Consider the following 25,029-nt stretch of genomic DNA (forward strand, 5'->3'; position numbering starts at 1 on the left):
GGTGGAGGTGTCTTAGTGTTGGGTGTCGGAGGCATATATTCTGTACTCTGAGTCCTGTATTTAGAAGCTGTAATGCGTGGATTGATAATTGGTTTGTCACTACGTACAACAAGCCATACGATTAGTCCAATGAGGCCAGCTATAAGCAGGATAATTACCCAAAGCGCTCCATTTTCTCCACGCGCTTCTGCATCTCGATATATCCAAATACACAGCCAAATTCCAACTAAACTCGCCACTATGATGATAAAAATTATAATACCCATAAAAATGGGAAAGAATGCCCACTGCATTTTGGTTCCTCAGTCTAGAAAAACACATCATTATTTATTTACCTTTTGAATTTAGTTTTGACACGATTATTAATGAGACACATGAATATATTGAAGTGCTGCTGCTCTAAATAACAGATTAAGATTCAGAGAAACCCATTAATGCATTTAAGTTAATTATATAAAGATTTCATTTCAAGTATTTTGTATGAACATTCCAGAAGCCATCAAAGAATTCGTTGAAACCTATAAATCTGCTAAAAAAACTAAAACTGATTGGGAAGAACCACTTATTGCGTTTGCAAGTGCTCACGATCCCTTATTTTTGAAATTAAAGACAGTAATAAGTGAGACACACAGTTTGCCAACAGAGTTACTAAGAGAAGCAGAAACGGTGATTTCTTATTTCATTCCATTTAAAAAAGCAATTCCTTTGAGTAATGTAAATGGACAGAATTGTTCGGAAGAATGGGCTATCGCTTATATTGAAACTAACAAACTGATATCCGATCTCAATGAATATTTATCTGAAGAATTAGAAAGACGAAAATTCAAATCAGTGATTCTTCCTCCTACTCACAATTTTAGCTCATCTAAATTGATTAGTGATTGGTCACATAAGCATGTTGCTTTTATTGCAGGTTTAGGCAAATTTGGAGTTCATCAAATGCTAATTACTGACCGTGGATGCTGTGGAAGATTAGGATCTTTAATAACAAATGCAAAAATAAAACCTACAAAGAGACCAGAAACGGAATTCTGTTTATACAAGCATAACGAAACTTGTATGCAATGTGTTGGGAACTGCATTTTTAATGCCTTGAAAATTGATTCCTTTGATAGACATCGGTGTTATGAAGTTTGCTTGTTAAATGCGGATTTATATTCAAAACTTGGATTAGCAGATGTTTGTGGAAAATGCGTTTGTGTAGTTCCTTGTTCCTTTAACGACCCTGTAAAACAAATCCATTAGAATACCATTCTAAAAAAATTTGGCATTCTACTTGACTGAAATTAATTTTAGAAAAAGAATCTTAAATATTAATCAAAAAATAGATATAATGAGCCATTTCCCATTATTATGCAGTAGCAGGAGTATTGGAAATAGTTTCCGTTCTGTTATGCTCGAATATATCCTCTATTGTCTCAGGCTCATTAAACATCTCGTACATTTTCTCCAATGCGCTTCCTCTGAAGATATTGATTTTATATTCGTGTTTATTACTTTGAATAACCAAGTCTCTATACGGACGATTAGATCTTCTCCTTGATCTACCAAATCCACCAAGTCCACCGAATCCACCCATTAGACCACCAAATAATGTTCCTTTCGGTTCTTGTAATCTGATTTCTTCTATCTCATCTTTAAATACTTCGAAATCCCTTTTTTCTTCTAACTCTTCTATTGTTTTTTTGGAGAAATCATCTGGTTTGTAAATGGTTCTTCTTAGAATAAACCTAATCAAGAAGAAGCCACCAATCAGTAATGGAACAAATAATGCACCTAAACCAATGAGAGTACCCACTAACACAATACCTAGAACAATAACGAACCACCACATAGGATTGATTTTCTGAAATTTATTTGGCTTTATACCAATTATTCGCTTGGTCGTTATGTAGATGCCATATGGTCTATATGTATCCCTTTGTAAGTTACTACTGGTAATTCCATCTAGCACTTCTTCTTTCAGAACTTCTGTAGGAACCTTCGGTGGTAAATTGTTTTCCTGTGTCATCTTTTCACCTCCTTATGCATATTTCTAACTTGTATAGCTTATAATCTAGAAACGTAAAATGATTAAAATCTCCATTTTATAATACGTCTCGCCTTAGATATCTGCTAGATCCCTTGTTGACTAAGGCAGGCTCGCTAATATAGAAAATTAACCTCCTTTCACAATTTTCTGTTAAATATAATTAATGTTTTTGAAATATATTAAGCTATGTTTTTCTGCAAACTTTTTAACAGGCTTTTGAGTGATAAACGGGCTTGTCAGGTGATTATTTCAATTCAATTTTTATAATGTAAGCATATTTTCAAATATTTCAGGTGATTGAACATTTATTGGAAAAAACGGAGCTATTCTTATCGATAAAGTTAAAAAAATCGAAAGAGTTACCCTGGGTACTTTTTCCATTCTTTAAGAATGGTTTTGACTTTATCTTTTTTGTAGATGCCACAAGGCTGTAAACCATGTATGAACGGTTCTTGTTGAACAAACATGAAATTGATTGGTTTCCCAGTCATTAAACAACTTCGTACAGTTGAACATGTACGCGCATATTTTGTAACCATCTTTGACTGATCCTCTGATAATCTCAACGTTTTCATAAGCACCTTATTTCCAAGGCTTGTTTGCTTCATAGTAACAACAACGACATCTCCACGAGTTATTAGATATTGAGATCCACTAATATGTTCTGTTCTAATTTTTACGGACTCTAAGTTCCCGATATGATGCTTTAACATCGCAAAAAGAAAATCTTCAGATTCATCTTTGCTTCTGGTATGAACCAAAACTCTCATAAGACATTTACTGGGATCTTTAATGATTTGTTGTTTTGCTAACTTTTCTCGCTTTAAATGAATCGCTTTTGCTTTTCCTTCGCATGTGAGATCGTATTTTGGTATAATAAATTTATCGCCCTTGGTACGTTTATAGTCTACTCTTTCAACAAATCCCATCTTAGTAAATTTTCGAATGATTTTGAAAACTCTCTTAATGCCTACGCCAAGTTGGGAGGCGTGCCAGTGAACTAGCTTTCCAGGGGGATTAGCAAAACACATATCCCAAATCTGGACGATAACTCCATCATTGTCCAGTATTGATATTAGTAGCGCTTTTTCACACTCTGATAAATCTTCAAGGATGGTAGTCATCTCAGAACACTCTTCGATTGTCTTACGGACTAAGACTATAAAAATCAATTGTTATAACCGTTAAAGAATTATAGCTAAAACTTGATACTTTCAAAAAAAAGATGCGATTACTTTGACCTCTGCAAAAGACGATTTCAAGAGATCATTCTTAACAATTAACACGACTGGCTTTTTCTTTTCTTATGCAACTATTATTCCGTCGGTTATACTTCCTCTTTACGCTCTTTCTATCGGTGCAACACTGTTTCAAATTAGTTTGATATTAGGAGTATTCTTTGGTATGAATTCAGCAACTACAGTTATTATGGGCTCACTATCTGATATTCTAGGGACAAGAAAGCCATTTCTTATGTTTAGTTTGATCGGTTCGGCCATCGCTCTTTGCTTAATTCCTTTTATCAGCATTCCTGTCTATTTAATCGTGCTTATGGGACTTCTTGGTGTTATTATTTCGGCATATCCACCAAATATGTTTGGCTTGGTTTCTGAAATTTCCGCAAAGACTGAAAAAGGTAAAAATATGGGAATCTTAAATACGTCGATCTCTCTTGGGTGGGCTCTTGGCTCGTTTTTCAGTGGGTTGATTGAAGATTTATTTGGATTTGCTCTAAGCTTTTATATCGGATGCAGTTTTGCGGTTTTTGCAGCAGCGATAATACTCATTTTTCTTAAAGAAACTAAAACGGGTATAATCAAAGATAGAAGCCTCAAAACAATTTGGCATAAGTTAAAGAGACGTATCATACCTGGTTGTTGCGGTGAAGAGATTGATTATCTTAAAAAGAATGGCTTAAATTGGCTTTTTGCAGCGGTTTTTACACGATACTTTGCATACTGGGGTGTTTTAGCTTTGGTAACAGTTTTCTTTTCAACATTAGTTCCTATAATATGGGTTGGTATCCTTATCGGTCTTAATAATGGTCTTCAAGCGGTTACAATGACACCTATCGGAAAACTGTCTGACAAGATAGGTCGCAAACCAATAATTTACTTGGGTTTGATTGGAACAAGTGCAGTTTTAGTGCTCTATGCAATTGCAAATGGTCTCTTCATTCTCATTATAGCTCAAATTCTTCTTTCCTTTGCATTCGCTGGTATTTTTACAGGGGAAAGTGCTTTCGTAGCTGATGTTGCACCTGAATTCAAACATAATGAGATCATGGGGTTTCTTTCATTTGTATTAGGCTTCGCCAGTCTAACAGGCTCACTTTTTGCTGGATTTATTGCAGAAATTTTAGGTATACGTATTATGTTTATGATCCTCTCCATATTACCAGTATTTGGCTCATTAATCGTGTTATTTAAAGTGAAAGAGACTATCGTTTAAATTCCTATGAAATAGGAAGAATATATGGATTCTCTTTTCAATATCCTCTGTTACTTTGAAAAATAGTCAATATAGAATTGTTTTGTGTTGTACTGTTTATTTCTAGTAATTTTATTGATCTCTTGATGAATCTTCTCACTGGAAAGTTTTCTAAGTCTTGAATTCTTCTTTTGTCGTATTTTAAATTCTAAGATTCCAAGTAATAGAATACCTTTGTTTATATCTTTATGGTATTTACTGTGTGAACTGATCTTTACTCCTTGGATGAAACCTCCTAATTTTAGAAATTCTACGCATGATTTTAAAGAATATGTACACAATCCCTCTTTTCCAGACCATTTGCATTTTGATCTTCGTTCAATCATATTTATATTACAAAGCACTGCAATTTGATGAAGTTGCTTGAGTAGTTTAGGATGTGCACATGCGATTTCTAGAGCTGGGTATACATTTTTTTGGCTACTATTCCATGCATAAATACATCCTTCAGTTGAAGCCCATATTCTAAAAGCAATCTTCTGTTCAGCCTCAGTTGCTTTTATTAAATAGTCCAAATGTGGTTGAGGTTCCATTAGGTATTCATCAACTGTTTGATTATTGGCTGGTTTTGTTTTTGTATTTCCTGCAAGTTACATTACTTCATCTATGATATCTTTTACTGAATTTTGAACAAATTCTGTACGGTTATAATAGTAGACTTTTGAATTAGAGTTTTTCACTTTGTATTGTTTGAAATAAGATGTAGGCAAAAGACCGTATTCGTAGTACATAGCATCTACAAAATAGTCATGCAAGATTTTACTATTTCCTGAGAACATAAGTGATAAATCGAATTGTCCTATACCGCCATCACTCTGAAGACATGGGATTATGATCGCGCTTTTCAGGTCAATGCCCATCTCAAACCATCTTTTAACTTCACTTGTGAGCGGTGGATTTATTTTAAGAATTTCGTTGTATCGAAAAAAGGTCTTAAGAAAGTTATGTAATTCTTTAGAGTGTGTTCTATTGCTATTCCATCGATGATCTGAGATTAAACTTATATTTAGCATAGCTTTAATCTTTGAAAGAGCCTCTTTTGATTTGCTATGTATGGAAATTGGCCAACTGTAGTTGGATTTGTTTGGTGACGTTGGATAGAAAAAATGTATAATATCCTTAATTTTCTCGAATTTAACAGGTAAAGAGCTTTTAGTTTTGAATACTCCACTATCAATAAGCGAATAAACAGAATCCTTTGATACACCATTTTTTTCTGCGATTTTGACCAAGAGTTTCAAAGGAATCGTTCTAGAATTGTTTTCCCAATCCCTTACTTGACTGCGAGTCAATTTGAAGATTTTAGCAAACTCTGATCGTGTAAGACGATTAGCGATTCTCAATTTCTTGAGAAACTTACCAGCTCTAGCAATTCGTAAACCAGGAACCTTAACCAAATTAAAGAAGCCTTGTTCTGTTAAGGCGTCTTCTTTCAATTCAACAAAATACTCACGGACAGATGTTTCACGAATAAGTTTTTTAAATTCAGGAGCTCCAAGTAAACTGTCCAATCTCTCACCAAGAGATTAATGATCTTAATCTCTTAAAAGATTTTGTTGATAAAACCTTCTTTTAAAAGGAATATTTATCCTTTACTCTGAAATGTTGCTATTTTGTTCGAATATATAGCAAAAAACTCTATATTTTAAATTACTTTATTACAAAGCTTCACACTCGGCTTTGCCAGTTTAACTGGCTCTCTTTTTGCCGGTATCTTAGCAGAATTACTAGGTTTTCGTCCAATGTTTTTGGTTCTAGCTATATTGCCCGTTATAGGATCATTAATTGTAATTTTAAAGGTACAAGAAACCGTTGCATCATCTTAACCCGTAAGCGGCAGAAAAATCATTTAATTACCTATCTGAATTTTAAATATACTGCCTCTATTGAATTCATTTTATCTTGAAGTTTAAACTGTCAAGCACTTCAGTTTCAGCTCGTGAAGTTAGATTTTTAAATTAAATTACTAGCTTCGAAAAAAGATGATTATTTTGAACTCTGCAAGCGATGATTCCACTAACTCATTATTATTGGCTATCTAAGTTCAAGTATAACCTTTGGGGCAGTCAGTGGGACAATTATATCAGGCATTTTAGCAGAATTCTTTGGTTTACGAGCAATATTTGCGATCCTTGCTATCTTGCCAGTTATTGGGTTGATAATCGTACTATTAAGAGTAAAAGAAACAGTTAGTTCATCAAGTTCTTAAGAATAGAGTTTTTTCAATAATTTTTTCAACCGTAGGATCATTTAGTTTTCAGTAGGCATATTTTATCACAATGGCTGTAATAAAATCAGAGGCATCTTCTGCTATATCGGCGACGTTCAAGATATCTAATATAACTTCTTTAGTAAGCAAAGTAGCGCCAATATCACTATTCTGTTGTTTGAATAATTGTTCTATTAGCTCATAACCTTTGTTACGAATATCTCTCCTCATTTTTTCAACATTTTCTGCTTCTTCGAATGCGCCTTTAAAGTCGTCTGCCAATAATTCCATTGCTTTTGAAAGATGTTCTGAGAGTTCTGTTACCTTTTGAGACAGTTGCCATATAGCCTTTTTCAGATTTTGATCTATTTCCCAAAGCAAGGGCAAATAAGCATGCAGTGCTCGTATTGTCTTTTCGGCAGCGTCAGCGACATTATCATTCATTTCAATTATTTTTAAGCGATCTTCACCTGTTAATGGAAGGAACGTTCCCTTAAATAACAGTTCTATGAGTTGCTCTTTTAACCGATCTGCTTCTGCTTCATTTTTTATAAGTGTTGCACAAACTGTATTACAGTCCCTCTTTTCGTACAAAGCTTTGAAAACTTCTTCTAAACTAACAATACACTCTTTAACTTTGTTTCTGTGTTCTTTAAATAATTCTAATGCTCGGTTCTTACTGTCTCGATCAGATATTGTGCCTTTCAATGCCATTTCTAATTTCCATCCTGACATATCGTTTGATTTAAATAATATGAGCAATTTCCAAAAAAGGGATGAGAAATGATTATTCTACCTATATTTCTATTACTCATTTTAAGTATTTGCGGTGCATCTACAATTAGCTTCGGCATTGGTAGTAATGATGAAACATTTGCTCCAGCGGTAGGTTCGGGATATATTAAGTTGAAATTCGCTTTAGTTTTAGCATGTGTATTGAACATCGCTGGGATTCTAGTACTAGGAGACAGAGTGGCAGAAACCTTAGGACAAGGAATTATTACAAAGCCTTTAACAATGATTGAGATTATATCTATAGTTTTCGCTGTTGGAGCATGGTTAACGATAGCTAGTTACTTTAAATCTCCCATTTCTACAACACAAGCTATGATAGGTTCAATAATAGGACTAGGCGTAATTATTGGTTTTTCATATATTAATTGGAATGCTATTGTGCTAGTATTTTTAGGTTTGGCTATCTCTCCGGTTCTGGGTTTTGTTATCGCATACCTTACCTACACCGCTTTGCAGAGAGGTGTTCTCTCAAAGGTCAAAGGATTAAATGATGTAGAAAAAAGAGAAAGACTATTCGCACAGATGCTTCTGGTCGCTGTAATGATCACACAATTTAGCAGGGGTGCAAATGATATAGCTAATGCGATTGCACCTTTAATTCATGCAGTTGAACTTACTGTTTTATTGATTATTGGAGGTATTGGGGCAACTATTGGACTTCTGATCCTTGGTAGAAGAGTGCTTTTAGAACTAGGAACTTCAGTGGTAAAATTAACTCCTTCATCAGCATTTGCCGCGCAAGTTGCAACGGCTCTTGTTATGTTTCTCGGCACATGGTTTGGATTGCCTCTCTCCGGAACTGCAGTTTTGGTAGCGGCACTCGTAGGCGTAGGATACGCCAAAAAAATCAAAGTAAATACACGTACCGTTAAAGGAATTGCCTTTGCTTGGGGTGTCACCTTTCCTGCGTCGGCGTTATTCTCAATAGCGATTTATAGTGGACTACAGTTTTTCTAGTTCAATGATAAAATCGATAAGTTATATTAAGCCCCGAATCCATTTTTTAATTGAGGGTTTAAAAAAAATGCCACGTAAAAAAAAAGTTAAAGCCAAAGACAAAGCTAGAGAACGAGTTTGGAAGATAAGAGACTCAATACAAAAACTTGAAGATGTAAAAGACAAAATAATTGAATTTTTGAATACTACAGATGAATCTATTGACGAAGCGTGGATTACAGATGTTAAAGAAGTTTATTTTAGTATCGTCTCAGCATGGGAACTGCTTAAAGGAATCAGCGATGATAGGACTCATTACGATAAGTCGGCTTGGTCTTACTTGATATTGGCAAAAAGTCGATTAGAACAGTTTTCGAGTGAATTAAAGATTACGGGTAAAGATGGAATAAAATTAGAGTCAGAACTAAGAGCTACATTTGAAGTTTGTTGGGAACAGATTTCTACTGAATTAGAAAATTTTGTGGGTAAAGAGGAACACAAAGCACCAACTCAACGTGTAATTAAGTACAGCGATGAAGAATATCATCTACCGTGCGCTATTTGTGGAGAAGTTGGGGCAGGCTTTAAAATTGGGGTTTCCAGTATAGATGGCAAAAAATACCTGTATTATATTGGACTCACTACAACAGCATCTTTTAGTTTGAAGGATGCTAAAAAGGTTTTCAGTTTATTAGAAGAAGACAAACTTGCTGAAGTCCACGATTTTGCGCATGAATCCCCAGCTCTTGAAGAGGGTATGGATGCATATTGTCCAAAGTGTGATAAGATATATTGCTATAACCATTATAACGTCGAGGAAAAGTGGGACGAAGGTTGGTATGACTGTCATTATGGAACATGCCCTTTGGGACATAGAAGAATCATACTTGACTAAAATGCTTTCTGATATTTTTTATATATCTGCAATATAATAGTTCATTGATAAAACGAAATTGGATGCGAAACTAATTGATTTCATTTTATTTTTACTTTTTCACTTTTTTGCTACTATTTTTCGCGTTTTTGCTTTTTTACTTTTATTACGCTTCTATTTCTAATTTAACTTGTGCCGTAATCACCTTAATCGGAGTGGCAGGTTGGGCGCTTATATCCGTCGTGATCGCTAGTATGATGAACCTACAGTCACCCTCTGCACTGATTGTCTTCTCGATAATGACCCTTATAGCATGGATATTAATTCCACTTTATATTAAGAAAATCAAGCCAGCTTTTATATTAGGAATACTTCTCTTGATTATTGGTTTAACTGCACTAATTGTTACTCCAGGTAATCCAGCATGGTATACGTTCACGAATCCAATAAGCATTGTAAAGCAGTTTTCATTCATCTTGGATGGGCTAGCCTGCATATATTTCAGTTACAAGTCCTACAGAGAACTTTAAACAATTTTCATTCGTGATTGTTCACACCCAAAAGTGGGCAACTATTTGTGCTTATATTTTAGGCAGAAGAATAGCAATCACAGCTCCAGCCAAACTAAAGAAATCTTAACCTTATTTGGAGTTGAATTGAGGGGTTTTTATAGAAACTTTGATCCATGTATAGCGAAGTGAATCGACCTAAATCATTGTGCAACAAAAACTGCATTATCAAATGGTTTCATTCAAATACTGAAGACATCATAGATGAACATAATTTTGTAAAGGTGGGATTGCGTGGGTCGAAAAGGATATACACAAGAAGAGATCAAACAAAAAGCACTTAGGTTCAAGAAGTACATAGACGAAACAAATAAAATTCCCACCAAAGACGAATTTTTAAAGTTAAGATCAGAATTGGATTTACCAAGTTTTAATACATTTGTTAAGTATTATGGAAGTTATAATAAGCTTATTGAATCTTTAGGCTTTGAATCAATTACGAAGCGACGTGGAAAACAGGGATATACAAAGGAAGAGATGGATCATAAAGCATTCACGCTTAAGAAATACATAGAAGAAACAAATAAAGTTCCTACCAGTGAAGAGTTTTCAAACCTAAGATTGAAATTAGATCTGCCAAGTGTAAATACTCTTGTTAGGCATTTTGGAAGTTATAACAAGTTTATTGAATTTTTGGGATATAATCCAAAAGTAAAGCGATATAAAAAAGAACAGATAGAAAAAAAGGCACTTGAGTTTAAGAAATACATAGAAGAGACAGGAAGAGTGCCTACCAAACGAGAATTTCCAAAGTTAAGATTAGGATTAGATTTACCAAGCTTAAATACATTTGTAAATTATTATGGAACTTATAACAAGTTTATTGAATCATTAGGCTTTGATCCAAATACAAAGCGATATACGAAAGAAGAACTCCTAAAAATATTGAAGAATTATAAAAAAGAAACTAGAAAAACTCCTGCTAATCGTGAATTTTCAAAGGATCCTTTATTACCTTCACCTTTAACTTATGCAATTCATTTTGGCTCGTGGAACAATGCACTTCTGGAAGCCGGAATGCAGCTTAGTCATACTTTCCATGAGTACGATAATCTACTCATCGCATACAGAAATGACAAAAAAGGTAAAATAAGCGATAAAACAATCGCTAAATACACATCAACTATAGCAGATCTTTGTAATTTCCTAAAATCAAAGGAAAAAACTTGGAAGAACCTTGACTCAGAGATCATTATCGAATATTTTAAATATCTCAAGAAATATGGCAGTTTCTCCAACTGTACCAGACAAACAAAACCTAATTCTCCCGTATCTATTAAAGATAAAGCAATATCAATATCAGCTTTTCTAACATGGGTAGAAAAATGGCATATAAGGAAAAAAGGAATGGAATGGTGTAAGAAGAATAAAATACATTCACCAATAATAGATACTGCAATTGTATTAGAAATCAAAGAAACTTTGAAACTCCCACAAGTTGTTCCCCAATTACCAGAGACAAAACCAAGAGCCTTGACAAGAGAAGAAATTAAACAAATTCGAAAAGTGATAAATAATCCAATAGAGAAAAATATTTTTGATTTAGGACTAAACCTTGGCTTAAGGGTTTCAGAATACAAGAAAATTACAATGGACATGGTGCTTGGCAAACCAGACGAAATGGAAAATAAACAAAATGGAAATGAACCTATCCCTCGATTCGATAGAGAACATTACATAGAAGTTAAAGGTAAACGTGACAAAATTAGATTTGTCGTATTAACAAATGAGATGAAAGCTTTAGTAAGACAACAATTGTTACTTAGAAAAATCCATAGAGTTGAACATGATGGTTTTTTTTTCGCTCTTGGAAAAGTAAAAAAAGTGAAACTTCATCCGTGGATAATTCATCAGATATATTCAAAGTTAAGAGAGAATAGTGGTGTTTATTTCACTGCACATTGTTTAAGACATTCAATGTCTGAGTTTTTTCAAGAATTAGGAGTCAAACAGAATTTAGTGGCACAACGAATGGGACATTTAGGCACCTTAACTCAGAGATATTCAAGGGCAAAAATAATTAAAAGATATAAGATCTTTCAAGAAAAAATAGGACTCCTTTAATCTTCTTACTCTTTCTCTCAACATCATATCATTTTTTTTGTTACCGATCAATTTTTCAGTCCTAAATTGTATTTTGTCCTCATATAATTAAGTTTTAGTCTTTTTTGACCCCTCTTGTTATGAATCAAATGCATACACCCTATTTTTTTGGAAGAAAAAAAGATATCATCCCACCCAAAAGGCTAAAGCCGGCCAAAACGCCAAATGCCTCAAAGAAACCAAAGATGTCGATAATATAACCAATTATTGGCGGGATCATGGCTGCAAAACCCATAGAGATCCCCGAAACGATACCAACAGTAATAGCGACGTTATTTTCTCCAAGTTCCGCGGAAAAAGCTAATCCTACAGGAAACGTTGCAAAAATACAAAATCCAATTAGAAATAAAACGATAATTAAAAGTAATTCCGAAATAGATACTAAAAATGCAAAAACAAAGACAAGCGGTGAAAGTGCTAGCATTGTGGTTACAACAACTATTTTCCTGCCAATGCGATCTGAAATAAGTCCAAATAACGGTTGGGCTAGTATTCCAGCGCTTAACAGTACTCCTGTGAACGCTCCTGCATAAAGCAATGAAATACCTTCTGATACAAAAAATGCAGGTAAGAAAGTAGTAATACCCCTGTAAACCGAGGTTCTTAGTGCCATTACAATACTAAGGATGATAACCGGGATTGTTAATGCTTTCTTGATACTATAAGGTGCATGTTTAACACTTGAATTCGAAGATAAATCAGAAGTGTGAAGAATTACCCAGCACGCAACTGCTACTAAAATCGTTGGAATGACTAGTAGAACTAAGCCTAATTGCCATCCGATAACTGTGGAAGCCAAGATTGTAATTAACGTTGGACCAGAGAAATGACCTAAACTTCCTCCAGCCCCATGAATACCCAATGCCTTCCCCTTTCCTCCTCCAAAGTCAGTTGAAAGAAATAAAGTTGCTTGTGGATGATATGCAGCAAGACCGACACCTGCAATTCCAGAAAGAAGAAGAAAAATGATATAGTTTGGAGCCGCGCCAAAAAATGCCGTACTGATACTGACGAGTATTAATCCTCCAATCAAAACTTGTTTGGCTTTCCCTGCATCACCAAAATGTCCTAACAATGGCTGTAGAACTGCAGGGATCGCTACTAGAAGCATGGCAGCCAATCCTGCTTGAAAGTAACTAAGTCCAAATAGAGGAATAAGAATTGGTATCAATCCAGGGAGAATCATTGAATAGGTATCATTGAAATAGTGAGCGAAACTAAGAGTTGTCAAGCTTTGAGTACTGCTTTTCAAGAAAAATCAAGCCTCATATTAGATTGAATGTTTTTATTTATTGGAGTTTTTTAAATCAGATAACGCTAATAGGAGCAAAAATTTGCACAGGTGGTCTTCAATGCGGTTGATTTATAAGGCTTGTGATGAGTTCAATTTTCAACTTGCGCAATGGACTAAATTGAAATATGGTCTCTCTTACGAACAGATGTGTGCACATTGAACTCAACAAAAGATAACTCTAATCCTTCCTTATTATCAATAAACACAGTAAACTGGTTCTACGCATTTTCGATAATAATTCCAGTTGTTATAATTCCTCTTTATGCAAAATCACTTGGAGCTACATTATTTCAGGCTAGTATAATGGTGGGGATATTCTATGGAGTGAATACAGTAGCTGGTATTATTGCTGAGATGTTTGGTATACGCATAATGTTTCTGATCCTTGCTATCTTCCCCGTTTTTGGAACGTTAGTCGTTTTATTCAGAATGCAAGAAACTATTTTTTTACGAGTAACTGAGCAAGAAAGCACCACTGTTTCAACGTGGTGATGAGTTGCAATAATGTGTGTTCAATTTTATCACTTAGATCGAGGGGTCTCCCTAAGAGTTATATAGTTGGTATAACGAGATATCAACGGCAATTGGAGGGATAATACGCACACTTGTAGACAAGGTGCATACTTCGATTGCATCACGATGGTTAACCGTACCTACGGGGCGTAGGGATGTTAAGCCTGTGGAGATATGACCTCCGTAACCCGACAAGGGGATCGAGTCTGTCGTAGAAGCAGGAAGCCTCGATGCTTTAGTACGAGGTAGCTCACATCAACACACAATTTAGTAGAGCATACACTTTAAAAAAATAGAAAATCACAAAAGAAACAGTTTTTTATCGCGCTTTGTAATGACAAAAAGACTAAAAACACTTAGAAGAATTTTTTCAAATAATATAAACTGCAATTGATATCCTGATAAGCTTTTATGGCTCTAAATAATGATTTAACCTTTTTCAGTGAAATCGGTAAAGGAAACAGATTGTTTTTTGTAATAGTGATCTAAGCATTTTTTTATCCAAAAAAACAAAATTTATGTTAAATTCTACAGGTAATATGTGCATATGGTTATCCAAATGAGTCTCAATGAATCAAGTTTTCTGTGATGTTTATAGTTTCTGATTGACTCCGATTGCGCGCTCGTAGTATGGAATACCAAAACTTTCGATGAGTACTTAGTTCATGATGGTCTTATTATGAGGAGTTGGATTGAGGCAACCAGAAGCTTTATATATTGGCTTAGGACTGAATACCTTTCAGAAAGAATGAAATCAATTCATTCTTGCAAGTGGAGTTGATTTTATGGCTCGATTAGCAATTGCCCCAGTTAGAGATCTTATGAAAGAATCTGGCGCAAAATTGGTAGCTAAGGATGCTGTATCCAAACTCGTTGAATTTCTTGAGGCAGAAGTTGAAGAACTCACGAGGAAAGCGATCGGATTTGCCAAGCACGCCGGACGAAAGAAAGTTATGATGACCGACATTAACCTAGCAATCAAAGGTTAAATGTGTGCGTCGAATCTTTCTTAACTACCCTTTTTTCTTTTTTTTAGTGTCTGCAATTCATTAAGTTAGTTATTTATCTTCGCGTAGCTTTCGCTAGATACTTAAACCAAAGTTTTGTGCAAATTTTAGTCTTATTCTGAGGTAGAGCTTTCATTGTTAGACGGATTTGAGTTATTTGTTTAGTGATACTCTCTATGATGAAAAATAATAGAAATGGGAATCATGGTTAAATCGTGCCATAAGTTGGTATATTTTGTCATCCAAATATGTAGCTATGAGGTAATATTTCAGTAATATCTATGGTCTCTGATTGACTCCGAGTACGCGCTCGCGGTATGGACTGCCCACATTTTCGATAAGCACCAAGTTCATGAGTATCTTGATTTGGGGAACTTGGTTGAGGCAACCAGAAGCTTTATATAGTCATTATAGTACAAAGATCTTTCAGAAAGAATGAAATCAATTCATTCTTCGAAGTGGAGTTGATTTTATGGCTCGATTAGCAATTGCCCCAGTTCGAGATCTTATGAAAGACTCAGGCGCAAAATTGGTAGCTAAAGACGCAGTTTTGAAACTCGTTGACTACCTTGAAGAGCAATGTGAAACGCTCACAAGGAAAGCGGTCGGATTTGCCAAACACGCCGGACGAAAGAAAGTTATGATGTCCGACATCTCTCTAGCAATCAAAAGTTAAATGTGTGTGTCTAGTCTTTCTTTATACCCCTTTTTCTTTTTTTTTATATTTTAGAATCCGCTATGCTAATCACGTATCTTCCTATAGCTAATCTGGCAATTTTTTACACATATTATGAAAAGTTGATTCTATTGTGATTGACTTAAAGAGTGGATTCTGATTGAACTATATGTTTGTGCGCGTGTAGCACATCACCCAAATAAGTCGCCTTCGAATTATACTTATATTATAGCTATAGTCTCTGATTACCTCCAATAGCGCGCGCACTATAATGATCATTAAGATTTTCGTTGAGTATCGAGTTCATGATGAGTTTTAAATGGGGAACTTGGTTGAGGCAACCAGAAGCTTTATATATTGGTTTAAGACTGAAATACTTTTCAGAAAGAATGAAACCAGTTCATTCTTTGAAGTGGAGTTGATTTTATGGCTCGATTAGCAATTGCCCCAGTTAGAGATCTTATGAAAGAATCTGGCGCAAAATTGGTAGCTAAGGGCGCTGTAATGAAACTCGTTGACTATCTTGAAGAACAATGTGAGATACTCACGAGGAAAGCGGTCGGATTTGCCAAACACGCCGGACGAAAGAAAGTTATGATGTCTGACATTAACCTAGCAATCAAAGGTTAAATGTGTGCATGAAATCTTTCTTAATTACTCTTTTTTCTTTTTTGCTTTTCTTAAAATCAGCTTAGCAACTTAATTCTTCAACTTTAAGAGTTTTTTTGAGCTCTTAGCTTTCCTTTTTCTATTTAGAACCAAAAAGTAATTTAAACTAACCTGCTCCCTTCAATGCAGGGCAGTTATGGTTTTCTGGCAATCTATGGTCATAACAGAAGAACCCATCGCATCGCCAACACCTAAAAGGAAGAAATACTGCTTTTCCACATTGTTCACACTCACTAACAAGCATAGATTTTATCTTAGTCTCTGGTTTTTCCTCTGATGCACTCTCTGATGAACTTCTAATGAATCGTGGAATAAATGGCATTTCTGAAGCATCAATTATTTCAATCTCTTTTCCTTTTTTTTCCCTGAAGAAGTTCCAATAGATTAACGCAGCAACACTTAACACCCCAACTCCCATTAAAACCCAGATGAATGGCGATACGCTTAAAAAAAGAAGAACTACCCAAAAGAATGCAGATAGAGCAATAGAGACTAACCATGCAGTCTTATTCCATTTGTAAATCTTCTTTCCATCCAAGAGTGAGACTGGTAATAAATTAAATACAGCAATAATAGCATTAAGCTGGGCAAGTATTACAAGAAATGGTTGACCAACAATCTCGAATGGTAAAAGTGGAACGAAAAGAAGGCAGACCCCAATCAATATGAAATTTGTTATTGGTCCTGCCAAAGAAATCCTTCCATTTTTTTCTCGTGTGATATTTGCCCCAGAGATCATCACAGCTCCAGGTCCGACTAACTTAAACGGAGAAACTATTGAGATTATAGTAAGGACGACGCCAAAAGGAATAAGTCTGAATTCTCCCCAAAAACCATATTTTTGAGCCACGAATTTATGTGCTAACTCGTGCAAGATGAAAGCAGGTGCTGCTAGGAACGAAACTAACACAAATAAGAATATTTGATCCTGGTTCATTGCAATGTCCGCAAACAAATTTAGCGGATCGAAAAAGAACGATCCTATCACCAGTGACACAAGAACGGTTCCTACTAATATATGAATTATTTCTGTAGATGAAGTGCGTTTTTGTGGAGGTGCACCATAGGGAGGCGGCCAGACCATGTTTACATCAACTTCTTGACATTAATAATTTCTATTTAGTATCGAAGCTTAGTGAGCTTATAACACTTTTTTAAAAAGGATTTTAGCTTTATAATTACTTCCTATTGGTATAATTCTATTTTCGATAGAAAGATATGAAATGCTGCATTGAAATTCAAGTAATCTCTTAAAAAAGTATAGAAAGCGGCTATGAGCCGAACATGGGTGTCTTTTCCAGATAACTCATTAATATAGGCATAATATCTATGCCTCGAATTCTATTAAGCCCTCCCAGTGCACAGGCTCTCTCTGAAAATGACTTAACAGAATCACTACGGACTTCTGGACCCGCTATAACGACTGGCACATCGTCACCGACATGGTCTTTTGCTTTCACTGAAGTAGTATGATCAGCAGTTACACAGATATACGCTTCTTTGCTTTCAACTTTTGGGAACAAATAACTAATCATTTCATCAATGCGTTCAATCACTTTTACCTTTTCTTCAGCATTTCCATCGTGAGAGGCATTATCTGTGTCTTTAACATGAATAAAGAACAACTCATAGTTATCGAAACGCTCAAGTGCTTTTTTTGCCAGTACGATATAGTCTCCTTTTGTTTCAGAGACTGGAAGGTGTTCCATTCCAATACTTAGAGCAACTCCCCGATAAAGCGCATTTGTTGATATCACTGCACTTTTAATTCCATATAACTGAGTTAATGATTTTACATTGGGTACTTGCCCTGCACCTCTAAGAATAATGATGTTTCCAGGCAAATCTCCACGTTCTTGACGTTGTTTATTCAATGGATGGTCTTTGAGAAGTTCATGGGATTTTCCTGATAATGCATTAATGATATTTGCCGTTTTTTGTGCTTCTTCACTATCATCTAAAGGTTTAGCAATTTTTACTTTTGCATTAGTCTCATGAGGGTCAGTATCTGTAACCTTGTGACTTAATCCCGGTCCACGGAGAATAACAGCGCATCTGTGCTGAGTAGCATGTTTTGCTATCACTTCGACATCAGGAGCCTCCGGTAATTTTAATCCATTGACTACTGCTGCGAGTTGATCACCTTCAGGAACATATCGTCCAGCACGTCTGTCTAATACGTTTAAATTCTCATCAACCGTTGCAAAATTACCTCGTAGCGCTACATCGCCTTCCTTTACTTCCAATCCTACACCTAAAGCCTCGAATGCTCCACGGCCCGAATAATAGATATGTGGATCATATCCAAAAAGCGCTAAATGTGCCGTATCGCTCCCAGGAACTATGCCTGGTGTACCAAGTGTATGCATAATTCCATTAATTCCAACTTCTGATAATTTATCTAACCATGGAGTATTTGCAAATTCTACAGGGGTTTTTCCATCTAATTCTTCAATCGGACGGTCCCCCATTCCATCACATACTATAAGAAATACATGTGCACACATTTTCATCCCTTTAGTCAACTAACAACACGTATTAAGTTAAAAATGTAATTGCTTTGGTAGATTTCCAAAACTTTAAATCAAACTCACAAAGTAAACCAAAGATATTATATTAATTACTTTAAGTGTGGTTTGAAAATGGATGAACAAAATATTAGGCTAATGATTCCTGGCCCAGTGGAAATACATCCTAAGGTATATCAGGCTATGAATCGCCTTCTCTATGGTCATAGGACAAACGAATTTCGGGAAATCCTTAAGGAATCCATAGAGATGTTAAAAGAAATCTGTCGAACTCAGAACGACATGTTTATTTTTTCTGGATCTGGGACATCAGCCATGGACTCAGCTATTGCAAATCTGGTTTCTAAAGGTGATGAGGTTCTTAACATCATGGGTGGAAAATTTGCTGAACGCTGGATTGAAATCACTCAAACCTATGGTGGGAAATCAATTCCAGTTAATGTTGAATGGGGTAAAGCAGTAAATCTTGATGAAATGATAGCTGTACTTGAAAACAATCCCAATATCAAATTTATTACGTTTACTCATAATGAAACCTCTACAGGCGTTTTACAACCCGGAGAGGAAATCGCAAAAATTGCCCAAGAATATGATAAACTTCTTATTGTCGATGCTATAACATCCGTTGGTGGAGATTATTGTGAAACTGATAAATGGGGTTTTGATGTTTTAGTTACTGGCTCTCAAAAATGCTTAGGGATTCCACCAGGATTAGGTATGATAGCTGTCAATCAGAGAGCTTGGGAAGTTATTGAGAACAGATCTGATATTCCTTCCTATTATTTAAACCTCAAAAAACATCGAAATAGTTTCAAAAAATACGATACACCGTATACACCCGCACTACCATTGTTTTATGCAGCGCATAAAGCGTTTCAAATGATTCTAGAAGAAGGATACGAAAACCGTGTAAAGCGACATAGACTTTGTGCACAAGCTATGCGGGAAGGTATGAACACTATTGGCTTTGATTTATTTGCTGATCAACAATACGCCTCGAATACAGTTACCGCAGTAAAATATTTGGACGGATTAGATGACGCCGAATTTAGAAAAACTATGTTAAAGCACAAAGTGTTAATTGCCGGTGGGCAAGGAAAAGTAAAAGGAAAAATATTTCGTGCAGCGCATATGAATCTTTGTACAGATAGAGAGGTTCTCTTAATGTTAGAAATGACAGAATTGGTATTAAAAGAACTTGGATTTGATATTGAATTAGGAGCAGGAGTATCAGCAGCAGAAAAGGTCTTCTTATGAGTTTTATTTTGAGTGATTTATGAATCATCTCTTCTTTTTATTCAAAACCATGTTTAAGTTATTTTGATGTGCTTTCGACAATTGAGAACAATCGTTATGGAGTAATTAAGAATGTCTGAACCTGATTATAATGCCAGAGGAAATGAGTATTGGGAGCAGGGACAATATCATGAAGCCATCACAGAATACAGGAAAGCATTAAAGGTAGAACCAAGAGACTATGGCGCATGGAGTAACATAGGAATTGCATATTACATGTTAGGCGAGTTAAAAACTGCGCTAAAGTCTTTTAAAAAAGCAGTTGACATCAATCCTAGATTTGCTAAAGCGTGGCAAATGATGGGATTAATGTATGGGAAGCTAGGCAAATTTAAAGAAGCATTAAAAAGTCATCAAAAAGCGGTGGAAATTGCACCTGATTATACCTATGCATGGGTTGTCATGGCAGATGTGTATATTATTCTTGGAGAGCCTAATAAAGCCATGAACTGTTATAAAAAAGTCGTGAATATCCAAGCAACGGATGCCTTAACCTGGACGCATAAAGGGACAGCTTATAATCAACTAGGCAAGTTCAAAAAGGCGATAGCTTGTTATAAAGCAGCGGTAGAACTTGATCCTGAGCATGCTTCTGCATGGCTCAATATAGCAATAATATACTCCAAGATGGGCGATTTTAATAGTGCTCTAAATGCTGCTCAAAAGGCATTGGACATCAGTCCTGAGTATGCTGAGGCATTGACAGGTAAGGGATTGATCTACAAGGAGTTAGGTGAACATAAGAAAGCACTTGATTATCTCTATAGTGCATTAAAAATTGATCCTGAAGATGTAGATACCTGGAATAATCTAGGTGCCGTCTATAACGATTTAAGTGAGTTTAAAAAAGCTATTGGATGTTATAAAAAAGCACTAGAAATCGACTCAGAATACGTAGATGCATGGATCGATCTGGGGCAAACTTATGATAAATTAGGCTACACTGAGAAAGCTGATGAGTGCTACAAAAAGGCGATTAAAATCAATCCAAATTTGGTAAAAAAATGACCTTTCCGTGATACGTTTTAAACGAAGAATTCTTCCTAACTATGTTTCTGATAAGAGGAACGAAAAATGGACTTGGAAGTGGTAGAAAATGTCAGCAGAGGAATATAATGAGAGAGGAAATGAATATTCCGAACAGGGTCAATATCAGCAAGCAATAGAACAGTATACGAAGGCATTAGAGGTCGATCCTACTTATTTTAAAGCATGGTACAACATGGGTGTTACTTACAGAGAGTTAGGTGAGTTTCACAAGGAGATTGATTGCTATAACAAAGCAATAGAGATTATTCCTGAGGATGCAGATGCGTGGTATAATATGGGCGTCGCATATGGTGAATTAGGTGAATATAGTAAGGAGATTGACTGCTATAAGAGAGTAATCAAAATTGGTCCTCAATATCAAGATGCCTGGTATAATATGGGAATCGCCTTTAGAGAGTTAGGTGAATACGAAAAGGCTCGTGGTTGCTTTAAACAACTGATTAAAATCGATCCTGAGTTTGCAGAAGCATGGTATAATATGGGTTGGATCTATAACAATCTAGGCGAATACGATAAAGCGCTTGAATGCTATCAAGAAGCTGTAAAGATTATTCCCGAGTATCCTGACGCTTGGCACAATATGGGTCGGATTTATGAAGAGTTGGAAGAGTTTAATAGAGCTATCGAGTGTTACAAGAAAGTTGTAGATACTAATCCTAAGGATGCCGAAGTTTGGTACGACATGGGACTGGTTTATGCGGAATTGGATAATTTTGAGACAGAGACTGAATCGTATCAAAAAGCAGTAGAAATTAACCCAGACTTTTTATGGGCTTGGTATAACCTGGGAATCGCTTACATAGAGTTAGATGAAAACGAAAATGCACTTAACTGTTTTTTAAAAGTTATAGAACTTGATCCTGAACATGAATTTGCATGGAATAACATAGGAAATGTTTATACCGAGTTAGAAGATCATGACAAAGCTCTTGAGTGCTATAAGAAAGCAGTGGAACTTGAACCGGAATTTGTGAATGCATGGTATAATTTGGGTTGGGTTTACGGAGAACAAAGTAAATTCAAGAAAGCAATTGACTGCTATCAAAAAGTTGTGGAAATAGACCCAGAGGATGTAACTGCTTGGTTGAACATGGGAGTCAATTATGGTAACTTAGGTGAACACTCTAAAGCCCTCGAATGTTTTCAACAAACTGTGGAACTTGATTCTGAACTTGCAGATGCATGGTACAACATGGGATTAGCTTTCTATAATTTAGGCGAACGTGATAGAGCTAATGAATGTTATGACAAGGCACTAGAAATTGATCCTGGACTTGTGAATGTATAGTTTTGCATCATTCACTATAATCTCATTTTTTATCAAACAGAAAAGTCAATTTCAGTTAGAAATATATCACTCGAAATCCATTTCTACATAAAATGGACATTCTTTTTTCATTAATGTCAGCAATTGTAAATTTAATAGAAATAAGAGGGAAAAAAATGAGTGACGTTACCGAAAAACTTGGACAACTAGATCTGTGCTTCATGGTTGACGAAACGGGTAGCATGGGACCCTACATCGAAACCGTGAAACAAAAAATCCTGGAAATCATACATACCATCAGGGTGAAAGAACTCTGTTCTTCTTTGAGAATTGGCCTAGTAGGTTATAGAGACCATCCACCAGAAGATACGAGCTTTATAACCAAGATATTTGCTTTTAATGATGATTCAGACAAAATACAAGAGGCAATTGTTTCTATGTACGCTGATGGCGGCGGTGATGGTCCTGAAGCGGTGTGTGATGCGTTATTTGACATTACTCGTCTGAGTTGGCGTGAAAAAGCATCAAAGATTGTTATATGGATGGGTGATGCACCACCACATGGAGTAGAACCTAGTGGAGACAATTTTCCAAAAGGTTGTCCTGAAGGAAAAAACTGGAAAACTGAAGCACAGCGAGCTTACGATAAAGGTATTCTAATCTACTCTGTTGGATGTTTTCCTGAAATTGCGGCCTATAAAAAGGCGGTAGATGTGTACAAAGAAGTGGCAGAAATTACTAAGGGGTCATTTATTCCCTTGGAAAAAGCTAATCTGCTTGTGTCTTTGATTACTGGAGTGGCCGAAAGCGAACTTGAAAAACTGAAAATCGAAGAATTTGTAGCACAAGAATTACAGAAAATCCAAGCTGAGTCACCAGGGGTTACGCTAAGTGAAAGCGATATCGAGATGAGAGTTTCAAGTGCATTGAAAGAAAAAGGGATGAAACGAAAACGCATGCGTGCTGAAACAGTAGCAACTTCTGCTCCAGTAGAGGAAGCTGATCTTGAACTTGAGGAACAAGAGATACAGCAAGACGATGTTAAAGAAGCACTACGACAGGTAAGATTGAAGAAATTAGTTGAAGACGACGAGAAATAACTTTTGTCTTCATTTTTTCATTTTTTAACTTTTTTTAATTCTTTTTAATGGAGTATGAGTTTTTCTGAGTAATTTAATGATTTTGCAACTCTCTTCTCTTTTTTAAAGCATTTTATCAATTTGCGGCTCATTTTAAGACAGTGATATATGAAAACAAACATCTACTTGTTACAATTTGTAACTTCTATATTTGTCCTAAAGTATATAAGTAGGTTTCGTAATAATGCAAAGTTAAAAAGTAAGAATAAGGAGGATGTGGTGAGATGTCTGCACAAATTGTAACCCCGGATACAGTAAGGATTAGCGATAAGAAACTTAAAGATTCTTGGGATATAAAAATGTCAAGCGTACAAGAACTAGTGGAACTCGCCAATACATTAGGTGTAAAAATAGTTTTCCATGTCGGCAAGAACGAGTATTTCTTCCTACATGATCAACTGATGTATTATGCCAAAGACTAAGCTGTCCTTAATGTATATCGAGGTGTAAAGATGTCTGATAGTGAACTGATAGTGGATCTCAGAATTGAGGGTCTAGCAGATCAGGTCAACAGCTTCGTGAACATGTACAAAAGCCAACTTATAATGCGAGGATATTCTATCAAAGGTGAGTGGGATGTAACGGAAAGCGTAGGAGGTAAAATCATCGGTAAAAAGAAAATTGACCTAGGAGGAGGGCTTGAGGTCGAAAAAAAGGTAGAAAAGAAGCATAAAGTCCGTCTTGAATTTAGAACTGTTGACGATGATATTCGCTTTATTGCGTGGCCATCAAAAAGTGGAAAAGAAATCTCCCCAGTAATAATTGATGAATTACAAAAGTTCTCAGGCAGTATAGAATCGAAAATGAAAGAATGAAACTATATTTCTCCCATTTTTAACCTCATTTCTTTTTTATTTAAACAGTGAAAAAGGAAGTTTAGAAGTGTACATGGATTGGAATGACTTTTTTATTGGTCGTAAACTGCCTGATTGTTGGAATGCAGTTCTCGCGTGGGTTAAAGAATTTGAAATGGAGCAAGTCTATTCTTTGGAATCAAAGTATATTCTGACTGAATTTAAAAGCAAACTGGGAAAAACATTTGGGGAAGTATATTTAGAGGATACCGCAAACGGAATCGCCGTTGTTGTGAGATTAAGGAGCAAAGATGATGAAAGAAGTTTAGCTACCTTCACTGATAGCAATTTTGAACAAATAAACCTTGAAAAACTAGACATGGAAGATGAAACACCCGAAGAAGCCTATCTAAGAGATTCTTTGAACGTTATCATTAAATCTTTGTGGCTTAGAATGGAAAATGCTCAAAAGTTCTGCACTAACTGTGATAAAGGACTTAAACCCGGATGGCTTACATGTCCTTACTGCAATACACCTCAGGGAGAGTTGACATGCCCCAATTGTGGTGAAGCTGTAGACTTCAGATGGATAAGTTGCCCTAACTGTGGCGCTCAACTGAAAAAACCTGTCTCCCAATAATTCCTCTGAGTCTTCTTTTCCTTTTTTGTGATCTGTTCTTGCATTTAAAGTTCGGTATTAGGAACTAAACTCATCAACTCTTTGAACTATCCCAGCTCGCCTATAGATGCAGATTCTCACTTTTATAAACAAAGTTTATCTATCAGAA

General features: G+C 35.7%; 25 protein-coding genes and 1 pseudogene. 17 read left to right on the forward strand and 9 right to left on the reverse strand.

Features of this window, described 5'->3' with window-relative positions; translation table 11 throughout:
- Positions 1-293: pseudogene (locus QVB70_RS04030) on the reverse strand (hypothetical protein); the annotation flags it as partial.
- 187 nt (positions 294-480) lie between these two features.
- Between QVB70_RS04030 and QVB70_RS04035 the strand changes: the two are divergent.
- Positions 481-1,245, forward strand: a complete 765-nt coding sequence (locus QVB70_RS04035; RefSeq protein ID WP_287583644.1) for a hypothetical protein — start codon at positions 481-483, stop codon at positions 1,243-1,245.
- A gap of 106 nt (positions 1,246-1,351) precedes the next feature.
- Here the strand turns inward: QVB70_RS04035 and QVB70_RS04040 are convergent, their stop codons facing one another.
- Positions 1,352-2,011: a hypothetical protein gene (locus tag QVB70_RS04040; protein WP_287583646.1), complete on the reverse strand. Its 660-nt coding sequence runs from the start codon at positions 2,009-2,011 to the stop codon at positions 1,352-1,354.
- Between the two features lie 380 nt (positions 2,012-2,391).
- A complete protein-coding gene (locus QVB70_RS04045; protein ID WP_287583648.1) occupies positions 2,392-3,204 on the reverse strand; it encodes a hypothetical protein in 813 nt (270 codons plus the stop codon).
- A gap of 64 nt (positions 3,205-3,268) precedes the next feature.
- Here QVB70_RS04045 and QVB70_RS04050 point away from each other — a divergent pair, with 64 nt between their 5' ends.
- The gene (locus QVB70_RS04050; RefSeq protein WP_287583650.1) at positions 3,269-4,483 is read left to right on the forward strand and encodes an MFS transporter; all 1,215 of its coding nucleotides are present in this window, start codon (positions 3,269-3,271) and stop codon (positions 4,481-4,483) included.
- Between the two features lie 50 nt (positions 4,484-4,533).
- Here QVB70_RS04050 and QVB70_RS04055 read toward each other — a convergent pair whose 3' ends face one another.
- The 3 genes from QVB70_RS04055 to QVB70_RS04065 all read right to left on the reverse strand — a co-directional run bounded on the left by QVB70_RS04055 (position 4,534) and on the right by QVB70_RS04065 (position 7,445).
- A complete protein-coding gene (locus tag QVB70_RS04055; RefSeq protein WP_287583652.1) occupies positions 4,534-5,055 on the reverse strand; it encodes a hypothetical protein in 522 nt (173 codons plus the stop codon).
- A 57-nt stretch (positions 5,056-5,112) separates the two neighbouring features.
- Positions 5,113-6,033 (reverse strand): helix-turn-helix transcriptional regulator, encoded by a 921-nt coding sequence (locus QVB70_RS04060; RefSeq protein ID WP_287583654.1) that lies wholly within the window; start codon positions 6,031-6,033, stop codon positions 5,113-5,115.
- Positions 6,034-6,779: 746 nt separating this feature from the next.
- The gene (locus tag QVB70_RS04065; RefSeq protein ID WP_287583656.1) at positions 6,780-7,445 is read right to left on the reverse strand and encodes a DUF47 domain-containing protein; all 666 of its coding nucleotides are present in this window, start codon (positions 7,443-7,445) and stop codon (positions 6,780-6,782) included.
- 69 nt (positions 7,446-7,514) lie between these two features.
- Between QVB70_RS04065 and QVB70_RS04070 the strand changes: the two genes are divergently transcribed.
- The 4 genes from QVB70_RS04070 (at position 7,515) to QVB70_RS04085 (ending at position 11,969) form a co-directional block, all read left to right on the forward strand.
- Complete coding sequence (locus QVB70_RS04070) at positions 7,515-8,483, forward strand: inorganic phosphate transporter (protein ID WP_287583658.1); 969 nt, start codon at positions 7,515-7,517, stop codon at positions 8,481-8,483.
- A 67-nt stretch (positions 8,484-8,550) separates the two neighbouring features.
- Positions 8,551-9,357 (forward strand): hypothetical protein, encoded by an 807-nt coding sequence (locus QVB70_RS04075; RefSeq protein WP_287583659.1) that lies wholly within the window; start codon positions 8,551-8,553, stop codon positions 9,355-9,357.
- A gap of 233 nt (positions 9,358-9,590) precedes the next feature.
- The gene (locus tag QVB70_RS04080) at positions 9,591-9,866 is read left to right on the forward strand and encodes a hypothetical protein (RefSeq protein ID WP_287583661.1); all 276 of its coding nucleotides are present in this window, start codon (positions 9,591-9,593) and stop codon (positions 9,864-9,866) included.
- A 273-nt stretch (positions 9,867-10,139) separates the two neighbouring features.
- Complete coding sequence (locus tag QVB70_RS04085; protein WP_287583663.1) at positions 10,140-11,969, forward strand: homing endonuclease associated repeat-containing protein; 1,830 nt, start codon at positions 10,140-10,142, stop codon at positions 11,967-11,969.
- A gap of 139 nt (positions 11,970-12,108) precedes the next feature.
- Here the strand turns inward: QVB70_RS04085 and QVB70_RS04090 are convergent, their stop codons facing one another.
- Positions 12,109-13,260 carry an MFS transporter gene (locus QVB70_RS04090; protein WP_287583664.1) on the reverse strand — a complete coding sequence of 384 codons (1,152 nt, stop codon included), beginning with the start codon at positions 13,258-13,260 and terminating at the stop codon, positions 12,109-12,111.
- Between the two features lie 198 nt (positions 13,261-13,458).
- Between QVB70_RS04090 and QVB70_RS04095 the strand changes: the two genes are divergently transcribed.
- From QVB70_RS04095 to QVB70_RS04110, 4 genes are all read left to right on the forward strand, one after another.
- Complete coding sequence (locus tag QVB70_RS04095; RefSeq protein ID WP_287583666.1) at positions 13,459-13,794, forward strand: hypothetical protein; 336 nt, start codon at positions 13,459-13,461, stop codon at positions 13,792-13,794.
- 806 nt (positions 13,795-14,600) lie between these two features.
- Positions 14,601-14,804: a histone gene (locus QVB70_RS04100; protein ID WP_287583668.1), complete on the forward strand. Its 204-nt coding sequence runs from the start codon at positions 14,601-14,603 to the stop codon at positions 14,802-14,804.
- A 490-nt stretch (positions 14,805-15,294) separates the two neighbouring features.
- Positions 15,295-15,498 carry a histone gene (locus QVB70_RS04105; protein WP_287583670.1) on the forward strand — a complete coding sequence of 68 codons (204 nt, stop codon included), beginning with the start codon at positions 15,295-15,297 and terminating at the stop codon, positions 15,496-15,498.
- A 426-nt stretch (positions 15,499-15,924) separates the two neighbouring features.
- On the forward strand, positions 15,925-16,128 hold the full coding sequence (locus tag QVB70_RS04110; protein WP_287583672.1) for a histone: 204 nt from the start codon (positions 15,925-15,927) through the stop codon (positions 16,126-16,128).
- 145 nt (positions 16,129-16,273) lie between these two features.
- On the opposite strand, the gene QVB70_RS04115 is transcribed toward QVB70_RS04110, so the two are convergent.
- Positions 16,274-17,251 (reverse strand): AN1-type zinc finger domain-containing protein, encoded by a 978-nt coding sequence (locus QVB70_RS04115; RefSeq protein ID WP_287583674.1) that lies wholly within the window; start codon positions 17,249-17,251, stop codon positions 16,274-16,276.
- 187 nt (positions 17,252-17,438) lie between these two features.
- Entirely contained in the window at positions 17,439-18,692 is a 1,254-nt protein-coding gene (locus QVB70_RS04120) for a 2,3-bisphosphoglycerate-independent phosphoglycerate mutase (RefSeq protein WP_287583676.1), read from the reverse strand.
- A gap of 117 nt (positions 18,693-18,809) precedes the next feature.
- Here QVB70_RS04120 and QVB70_RS04125 point away from each other — a divergent pair, with 117 nt between their 5' ends.
- From QVB70_RS04125 to QVB70_RS04155, 7 genes are all read left to right on the forward strand, one after another.
- Complete coding sequence (locus tag QVB70_RS04125; protein WP_287583678.1) at positions 18,810-19,952, forward strand: alanine--glyoxylate aminotransferase family protein; 1,143 nt, start codon at positions 18,810-18,812, stop codon at positions 19,950-19,952.
- Between the two features lie 111 nt (positions 19,953-20,063).
- Positions 20,064-20,999, forward strand: a complete 936-nt coding sequence (locus tag QVB70_RS04130; RefSeq protein ID WP_287583680.1) for a tetratricopeptide repeat protein — start codon at positions 20,064-20,066, stop codon at positions 20,997-20,999.
- A gap of 88 nt (positions 21,000-21,087) precedes the next feature.
- On the forward strand, positions 21,088-22,329 hold the full coding sequence (locus QVB70_RS04135; protein ID WP_287583682.1) for a tetratricopeptide repeat protein: 1,242 nt from the start codon (positions 21,088-21,090) through the stop codon (positions 22,327-22,329).
- Between the two features lie 155 nt (positions 22,330-22,484).
- The gene (locus tag QVB70_RS04140; protein WP_287583684.1) at positions 22,485-23,408 is read left to right on the forward strand and encodes a vWA domain-containing protein; all 924 of its coding nucleotides are present in this window, start codon (positions 22,485-22,487) and stop codon (positions 23,406-23,408) included.
- Positions 23,409-23,671: 263 nt separating this feature from the next.
- On the forward strand, positions 23,672-23,869 hold the full coding sequence (locus tag QVB70_RS04145) for a hypothetical protein (RefSeq protein WP_287583685.1): 198 nt from the start codon (positions 23,672-23,674) through the stop codon (positions 23,867-23,869).
- A 30-nt stretch (positions 23,870-23,899) separates the two neighbouring features.
- Positions 23,900-24,262 (forward strand): hypothetical protein, encoded by a 363-nt coding sequence (locus QVB70_RS04150; RefSeq protein ID WP_287583687.1) that lies wholly within the window; start codon positions 23,900-23,902, stop codon positions 24,260-24,262.
- 73 nt (positions 24,263-24,335) lie between these two features.
- Positions 24,336-24,881 (forward strand): zinc ribbon domain-containing protein, encoded by a 546-nt coding sequence (locus tag QVB70_RS04155; protein ID WP_287583690.1) that lies wholly within the window; start codon positions 24,336-24,338, stop codon positions 24,879-24,881.
- Positions 24,882-25,029: the final 148 nt, after the last annotated feature.

The sequence above is a fragment of the Candidatus Borrarchaeum sp. genome (genome assembly GCF_019058535.1).
Taxonomy (GTDB): domain Archaea; phylum Asgardarchaeota; class Sifarchaeia; order Borrarchaeales; family Borrarchaeaceae; genus Borrarchaeum; species Borrarchaeum weybense.